This window comes from Dankookia rubra, assembly GCF_004355005.1.
Classification (GTDB): Bacteria; Pseudomonadota; Alphaproteobacteria; order Acetobacterales; family Acetobacteraceae; genus Paracraurococcus; species Paracraurococcus ruber_A.
Window position 1 is genome coordinate 1 of sequence record NZ_SMSJ01000162.1, and the last position, 7,550, is coordinate 7,550.

7 protein-coding genes and 1 tRNA gene are annotated in these 7,550 nt (G+C 67.9%); 6 read left to right on the forward strand and 2 right to left on the reverse strand.

Annotated features, from left to right (window positions below; genetic code table 11):
- The 4 genes from E2C06_RS34635 to E2C06_RS34650 all read left to right on the forward strand — a co-directional run.
- The coding region (locus tag E2C06_RS34635; RefSeq protein WP_193560537.1) for a uroporphyrinogen-III synthase at positions 1-500 on the forward strand (500 nt) is incomplete at its 5' end.
- Positions 501-510: 10 nt separating this feature from the next.
- The gene (locus E2C06_RS34640; protein WP_133293102.1) at positions 511-1,803 is read left to right on the forward strand and encodes a hypothetical protein; all 1,293 of its coding nucleotides are present in this window, start codon (positions 511-513) and stop codon (positions 1,801-1,803) included.
- Positions 1,804-1,807: 4 nt separating this feature from the next.
- Positions 1,808-3,088 carry a heme biosynthesis HemY N-terminal domain-containing protein gene (locus E2C06_RS34645; protein WP_133293103.1) on the forward strand — a complete coding sequence of 427 codons (1,281 nt, stop codon included), beginning with the start codon at positions 1,808-1,810 and terminating at the stop codon, positions 3,086-3,088.
- A 100-nt stretch (positions 3,089-3,188) separates the two neighbouring features.
- Positions 3,189-3,263, forward strand: a tRNA-Thr gene (locus E2C06_RS34650).
- A 40-nt stretch (positions 3,264-3,303) separates the two neighbouring features.
- Here the strand turns inward: E2C06_RS34650 and E2C06_RS34655 are convergent.
- Together E2C06_RS34655 and E2C06_RS34660 are read right to left on the reverse strand one after the other, a co-directional pair.
- Complete coding sequence (locus E2C06_RS34655; protein WP_133293104.1) at positions 3,304-4,341, reverse strand: tyrosine-type recombinase/integrase; 1,038 nt, start codon at positions 4,339-4,341, stop codon at positions 3,304-3,306.
- A gap of 1,001 nt (positions 4,342-5,342) precedes the next feature.
- Complete coding sequence (locus tag E2C06_RS34660) at positions 5,343-5,801, reverse strand: hypothetical protein (RefSeq protein WP_133293105.1); 459 nt, start codon at positions 5,799-5,801, stop codon at positions 5,343-5,345.
- Between the two features lie 271 nt (positions 5,802-6,072).
- On the opposite strand from E2C06_RS34660, the gene E2C06_RS34665 reads away from it, so the two are divergent.
- Positions 6,073-6,396 carry a hypothetical protein gene (locus E2C06_RS34665; protein ID WP_133293106.1) on the forward strand — a complete coding sequence of 108 codons (324 nt, stop codon included), beginning with the start codon at positions 6,073-6,075 and terminating at the stop codon, positions 6,394-6,396.
- 466 nt (positions 6,397-6,862) lie between these two features.
- Positions 6,863-7,087: a hypothetical protein gene (locus tag E2C06_RS34670; protein ID WP_133293107.1), complete on the forward strand. Its 225-nt coding sequence runs from the start codon at positions 6,863-6,865 to the stop codon at positions 7,085-7,087.
- The last annotated feature ends 463 nt before the right edge of the window (positions 7,088-7,550 follow it).

Sequence of the window (7,550 nt, forward strand, 5' to 3'; positions counted from 1 at the left end):
TCGGCGAGGCGACGGCGGCCGAGGCGCGGGCGCGCGGCTTCGCCCGGGTCGAGGCCGCGGCCGGCGATGCCGCGGCGCTGGCCGGGCTCGCCGCGCGGACACTCGACCCCGCCGCCGGCCCGCTGCTGCTGGCGGTGGGGGAGGGCTATGGCGCCGATCTCGCCGCCGACCTCCGCGCGCGGGGCTTCCGCGTGCTGCGCCGCATCGCCTATGCCGCCCGCCCGGCGCCCGCCCTGCCGGCGGAGGCCCTGGCGGCGCTGCAACGGGATGGTGAGGTCGTTGCCGTGCTGTTCTTCTCGCCGCGCTCGGCGCGCTGTGCCATGTCCCTGCTGAAGGCTGCCGGCCTCGCCGAAACCGCGGCGAGGACGGTGGCGTTGGCGATCAGCCCGAGGGTCGCCGAGGCGGCGACCCGGGTCCTCGCACCCCTGGCTTGGCACGCGGTGCGAATCGCCGATCGGCCCGACCAGGACGCATTGTTGGCATTGCTCGGTCCCAGGTAGGCTGCACCCGATGAGCGAATCTCCCGAGACCCCGCCCCCCCAGGCTTCGTCGGCCGCGTCCGCGCCGCCCGCCCGCAATTCCCCGCTGAGCCCGCCCGCGCCGAAGCGGCTGGACCCGGCGGCGGTCATGATCGGCGTCGGCGGCGTCGTGCTGCTGCTGGCGGTCTGGTGGCTGCTGACCACGCCGCGCGCGACCAGCGACGCCAGCATCGACCCGGCCCGGGTGGCGCAGCTGGAACAGCGGCTCGGCGCGCTGGAAGGCGTGCGGGGCGAGCTCGGCACGCTGGGCGGCCGGCTGCAGGCGCTCGCGCCGATCGAGGGCCGGGTTCAGGCGCTGGAGACCAAGCCGGCCCCGGCCATGCCGGACCTGCGCCCGCTGGAGGGCCAGGTGGCCTCGCTCGCGGAACGCGCCGCGGTCGCCGAGCGCGCCGCCGCCCAGGCCACCGACCGCGCCGCGGCGAACGAGCGCCGGCTGCAGGGGATCGAGCAGAAGCCCGCCTTCGACCCCGCCGCGGTCGCCCCGCGCGCCGCCTTCGACGCGCTCGGCAACCGGGTCGAGGCGCAGGCCGCCCGCATCCAGCAGCTCGACACCGATCTCGGCCGCCGGCTGCAGGAGGCGGCGAAGGCCGACGAGCAGCGCGAGCAGGCGGCGCAGCAGGCCATGCAGAAGACGCTGCAGGAGATGAAGAGCAGCGACGAGGAGCGCGAGAAATCCGCCCGGCAGGAGGCCGAGAAGCGGCTGAAGGCGCTGGAGGACCAGCTCGGCCAGCGCATCGCGGCGGTCGAGACCGCGCAGAAGCAGATGAAGGAGCTCGAGGACCGCACCGCCCGGCTCGCCGCGATCGACCGGCTGCGCGGCGCGCTGACCGCGGGCCAGCCGCTCGGCGAGGGGCTGGCCAAGGTCGACCAGCCGCCGCAGGCGCTCGCCCGCTTCGCGCAGTCGGCGCCGCCGACCGAGGCCTCGCTGCGGCTCTCCTTCGAGGATGCGGCCAAAGCCGCGCGTGCGGCCTCGGATGCGGCGATGCAGCCGGACGGCAGCAAGGCGGGCGTGGTGGACAGCGCGCTGTCACGGCTCGGCGGGCTGGTCACGGTCCGGCGCGGCGAGCAGGTGGTCTGGGGCGATGCCGCGGAGGCCGAGATCGAGCGCGCCCGCCGCGCGCTGGAGGCGGGGGACCTCGAGATGAGCCTGACGCATATCGGCAAGCTGCCGCCGCCCGCCCGGGCCGCGATGCAATCCTGGGCCGACCAGGCCCGGTCGCTGATCGCGGCGCGCGCCGCGCTGCGCCAGCTGGCGGCGGGCTAAGCCGATGCGGACCGCCATCACGATCCTGCTCGTCCTGGTGCTGGGCGTCGCCGGGGCGATGTACCTGGCGCAGCTCGGCGGCACGGTGGAGATCAAGGTCGGCGACGCCTGGATCGGGACGAGCTTCCCGATCGCGCTGCTGCTGCTGGCCACCTTCTTCCTGGTGCTGCACGGCATCCTGGCGGCGATCGCCGGGATCCGCCGCTGGCCGCAGCGGATGCGCGCGAAGCGCGCGGCGAAGCGCCGGGCCGAGGGCGATGCCGCCGTCACCCGGACGCTGATCGCGCTCGCCGCCGGCACCGCCGAGGCGGCGCGGCTCGAGGTGCGGAAGGCGCGCAGCTACCTCGGCGACACACCGCAGACCCTGCTGCTGACCGCCGAGGCGGAGCGGCTCTCGGGCCGCGAGGAGGCGGCCTCGGACGCCTTCCGGCTGCTGGCGCAGCGCGACGACGCCCGCTTCCTCGGCCTGCGCGGCCTGCTGCGGCAGGCCATGCAGCGGGGCGACTGGGACGCGGCGCAGGCCTTGGCGAAGGAGGCCGAGGCGGTGCAGCCCGGCGCCGCCTGGCTGCGCGAGGAACGCGCCCAGCTCGCGCTGCACACGCGCGACTGGCGCGAGGCGCTGGCGCTGCAGGCGCCCGACCTGCCGAAGCCGGTGCTGGCGCTGGCCGCCGCGGCGCAGGAGCCGGACCCGGCCAAGGCGGCCGAGCTGGAACGGCAGGCCTTCCAGGCCGACAAGGCCTTCCCCCCGGCGGCGGTGGCGCATGCCAACCGGCTGCGCGCCGGCGGGTCGTCCCGCCGGGCGCGCGGGGTGCTGGAGGAGGCCTGGAGCGCGTCCCCGCATCCCGACCTGGCGGTGCCCTACCTGGCGGACGAGCCGGATGACCTGAACCGGGTGAAGGCGGCCGAGGGGCTGATCCGCCGCAACCCCAATGCTGCCGAAAGCCGGCTGCTGCTGGCCCGCTCGGCGCTGGCGGCCGGGCTGACCGGCCGGGCGCGCACCGCGCTCGAGGCGCTGGTGGCTTCGGGCGAGGCGGATCGGCGGGCCTACCTGCTGCTGGCCGAGCTGGAGGAGGCCGAGCACGGCGAGAGCGCCGAGGCCCGCGCCGCGCAGGCGAAGTGGCTGCGCCAGGCGGCCGCCGCGCCGCCCGAGCCGCGCTGGCGCTGCGCCCATTGCGGCACCGACCACGCCGCCTGGGCGCCGGTCTGCAGCGCCTGCGACACGGTGGGGCAGATCGGCTGGACGAAGTCGGCGAAGGCATCGGTGCCCGCGGCAACGGCGGCCTAGCGCGGAGGGGCATAAAGCCGGCGCGGGGCGGCGAAGGGGCGTTGCCCTTTCGCCGCCCCGCGTGTATCTCCCCGCGACCCTGGCCCGACGGGCCCGCGATGCCGACTTAGCTCAGGGGTAGAGCAACTGATTCGTAATCAGTAGGTCCGGGGTTCAATTCCCCGAGTCGGCACCATTTCTTCCCTGACATACCGCCAAACTTTGCTTTTGGGGCGTCAGTTGGCGCTGTTGGTCAGCCGATCCTGTGGCCAATTCTGTGCCGCTCGCTCCATGGCGATATGGATGTCTTGGGTTCGGAGATGGCTGTATCGGGTGGTCATCTGCACAGTCGAGTGACCGAGAATGCGGCTCAGATGATAAAGGTCGCCGCCCGACTGGATGAACCATGATGCGAAGGTGTGACGGAGGTCGTGCCATCGCAGCCCGGTGATCCTGGCGCGCCGGCAGGCGGCGGCGAACCCTTTCTTCACGTCGCCATACCGGCCGCCGTCCGCCTTGGTGAACAAGTAGATGGCATTCCTCGGCCGATCCTTGTCGGCGATGACCCTCTGGATGGCCAGGATCGCGGCGTCGCTGAGGGGTACCCGGCGGGGGGTCCCGCTCTTGGTTCGGTCGAGCACGATTTCACGCCGCGGCAGATCGATCGCCGTGACGGTCAGACTGAACAGTTCCTCCTTCCGCAACCCCGTCGCAGTGGCGAGGACGATGGCCGGACGGACATGCTCGGCGGCCTCGGCCAGTAGGGCCTCATACTCGGCGTGCGTCAGGAACCGGGTCCGGGGACGCGATTCCTTCAGCGATCGCTTGTTGAATATCGTGACCGGATTTGTGTCCAGCCATCCCCACCGGATCGCCAGCGTACACATCGAACTCAGATAGGCGAGGTCACGACGGACCGTGGTGTCGCTTACCCCATCCTTCTTCCTGCGCGAGACGAATTCGGCGATCAGTCGCCGGTCGATGTCGTCGAGATAGCGTCCCGCGAAAACTCGGAGGCACGACCGGTTAGATGTTGCGTAGCAGGCTAAGGTTTTGGGACGGATCGACGCCTCATCGAGGAATCGCGCAGCAGCATCTTCATAGAGATGGCGAGGGCGATCACCACGGGCCTTGGCTGCGTATTCCCCTAGCAGGCGTTGAAGGAATGCTGCGGCCTCCGGCTTTTTTGCAGTATGAGCAGAGCGACGAACATGATGCCCGTTCACGCGAAACCGAACCCAAAACACCCCGCCTCGCTTGTAAACCGACGCCACTCAACCCTCCGACCTCGATGACTTGAGGGATGGGAGCATGGCTGGGATGGATCGGCTAATTTAATTCGAGGAAACACTGAATTATTTGAACGCTGGCTGCCGGATTTTTCCCTGCATATTCCTACGAGATCGTCGGGCGATTTTCGCCTCGGCGATCTGACGACCAGCAGGTCGATGTCAGCCGGGCCGTCACAAACGGAATCCTGCGCGCGACCATCCAAGCAATCACGACGCCGAGGTCGGCACATTCCATCCGACAGCCTGGGCCATTGTCGGCGATCGCCTGGGAGAGTTCGTCGACACCATCCTGCGGATGATCCGGCACGTCGTTCTCAACGATCGCCGGACCGGCCTCAACATCGCCGCCTTACCTGTCACCATGATTTCGCCACCGCCTGGGGCGACGACCTCGGCCGCGCTAATCATGTCGGTCAACCGCCGCGGACGATCATGTTTCATGGTTACGCCGCGGGACAAGCTGGCGATTTCGACGATCCGGAAGTAGCCTGTCCTGCATCGGCACCATGGTGGTGAGCCGGTTCGCTGATGCTGATCTGCTCGTCACCGCCCGGCTGACCGCGCGATTCCTCCTGGCCGGCATGGTCGTCGAACCCTGGGCTACGATCCAGGACCGGCAGGCTGACCATCGGCATCACGGCATTGCCGTTCGTCGGCGCGCGGTTCGGCGGCTGACTTCGTCCCGGCCGGCTCTGTCGGCGCCATCGTCGAGGGCTGCCGATGACCGACGCTTCTGCCTTAGGGTCGGGTCGAAGGTTGTGGGCAATCTGCTAATCGGTGGCGTGGGCTGCAACCTCCAAACCGGCGTGGGGTGGAGTTTGCTTCTTCGCTTCTCCACCTACTGGAGCCATTTCGGAAGACTATCCGGAAATTGGATTTGGAATTTCTAAATTAAATAATTTCTTCACAAAGAAGGGCGAGAAGGTGAGAAGGACGGCTAAATCCCTTATGGGACCTAGCTTTTTCCTTCTCACCCCACCGCGCTAGGTGGTCGGGTTTCTCATAGAAAAAACATTGCCACCAAGGTGCAGGCTGCGCCTGATCCGCTCCATGGGCGTCTCCGTTGCCACCCACCCCTCGGGCCGCCAATCGCCGAACACGAGATCACGAGTCTGCTCGGCCATCTCGTTGAGCATGATGCCGCGCAGCTTCTCCGCTAACGCCGAGACCAACGCTTCGTCACGCAAATAAACAGTGATCCGGACATTGCGGTTGTCGTGGCCAGGAGCCGCCGGCATCACCCCCCAGTAGCGGAACCCGCCGGCCTCCAGCCCACCCTTGATCCCGCGGGCGTTCGCACGGTCCTGCTGGCTGTCGGTCGCGTGGTCCTGCACCTCCCTGGTGCAAACGACCGAGCGCTTGGCATACAGGCCCCGCTCGCACTCGTCGGCCAGCCATTCATTGCCGCGGCGCCTGGAACAGGTCGACGAGTCGCTGAGCATGTACGACCTCGACCGCAATCACCGCGAACCGAGCGAGGCAAACCGGGTGCTGATCGGCTAGCTTTAAGCATTTGAGAAAGCTTACAATTTTGGCCGACTGTCCGCCTACGCATCATCCCACTCGACCTGCCCGAACGGCGATTTTTGGCGTGCGTCTCCGATCCAGTGTGCGGTCGGCGCCCAGTTCCCGCCGCCGCCGCACGACACTTATTGGCGCGATCGTCATACCCCACAGGCCGGCAATAAGGCTGGCTGGAGTAGGACGGACGAAATGACGGACGATAGGGAACGCTGGAGCGGAATCCAGCCGGCTTTGACCCGGATCGGTTCCTGGTCGGGCGACACGAGGCTGGATTGGGCGAGCGCTTGGGTGATCGCGGAGGTCAGCGCGGCCGTCGGTGACTCGCCGCAGATTGCCAACACCTTCGACCGGCTGACGTGGTACGACCCCTCGGGAGAACTCTTGAAGGTCGCTACCGCCCGACTTGATGACAGCGGGGCGCTGGTGGAGTTGCGGGTGACCCGTAAGTTCCAGGCACGCGAACTCCTGGCGCAGCGCTTGCGCCGCTGGATGATCGACGACGAGCCCAATTAGGCCACCTCCGGCTGGCTTCTCTCCGAAGCCGAACAGGAGGCCACGCACCATCGGGTGCGTGGCCAGGATTGCTGCCAGCAGTGCGCCTCGACCCGCGAGAGGCTCCACACCACCACGGTGCCGATCGAATTTGCCCGTCGCTGCATCCTTGCGGGATCGCCCTCCCGGCGGCAGGGTACTGGACCCTTTTGACGGGTCTGGCATTGCCGCGTTCGCCACCCGAGCCTGCGGTCGATCATCGATCATCGACCATCGTCGAACTGAACAAGAGATATGCCAAGCTCGCACGCGACCGGCTGAATCTCAGACAACAGTGATCGCTTCAGGTGCTGGGGTACCCGCAGCCGTCTGCCGTCGCCGAGAAATCCGAATGCTAATGCGAATCACGCGGGCTCCTTGCATGCTCCGGCTCAGACTGCTCCACAACACGCCGAGATAAATACCCGCATCATCAGGAGGAACGAAGATGCGCGTAGAGATCACTATCGACCCCCAGGACCCCCATCGAGACCTCGTGCGGGAAGATGCGGAGTTCTGGTTGGGCAACCGCGCACGCGCGGCATGGCGCGTCCGGGAGGATGAAGATCTGAATGGACGCGAGGTGCTGACCTTCGAGTTCACTGACCCTTTGGATGCATTCGATTTTCACCATCGGATCGCCCATGCCGAGCACCGTGGGAAACTCGTTTGATGCGGGCCTGGGAGTTCATCAGGCCCGAGTTTGCTCTAGGCGGCGACGCCCTCCGGACCGACATGCTATCATCTGCATTTGGCCGGCTTTTTGCCACCTCCGTTTCCCCTGCGTGTTGCCAATCTGTCAGGCGTTCAGGAAGCCAAGACGCTGTATCTGGTAGTGCTGCCGCCACGCAACGGCTGCGGCGGATGCCAGTCGTACAGCGAGGGCACGTCGCTTAGCCTCCGACCGTGGAACCCCCTGGACCACCCAGGCCAGCGCCATCTCGCCCCCGCTCAGTGCGTCGGCCGCAACGCCCGCATCGATCAGACGAACGGAGGTGCCTTTGAGGTCCGCGGTCATTTTGACTACTAGGGCCTGTCAGTCCCTGAGTATTGCCCCATCTACCTGGGATGATTGAAGAAAGCAGGCCACGAGTTCTGACGGATGCGCAATGGGAGGTGCTGGCGCCACTCATTGA

Coding starts and splice junctions, on each gene's coding strand:
- E2C06_RS34640 (WP_133293102.1), top strand. CDS start 511: ATGAGCGAATCTCCCGAGACCCCGCCCCCCCAGGCTTCGTCGGCCGCG.
- E2C06_RS34660 (WP_133293105.1), bottom strand. CDS start 5,801: ATGCTCAGCGACTCGTCGACCTGTTCCAGGCGCCGCGGCAATGAATGG.
- E2C06_RS34645 (WP_133293103.1), top strand. CDS start 1,808: ATGCGGACCGCCATCACGATCCTGCTCGTCCTGGTGCTGGGCGTCGCC.
- E2C06_RS34670 (WP_133293107.1), top strand. CDS start 6,863: ATGCGCGTAGAGATCACTATCGACCCCCAGGACCCCCATCGAGACCTC.
- E2C06_RS34665 (WP_133293106.1), top strand. CDS start 6,073: ATGACGGACGATAGGGAACGCTGGAGCGGAATCCAGCCGGCTTTGACC.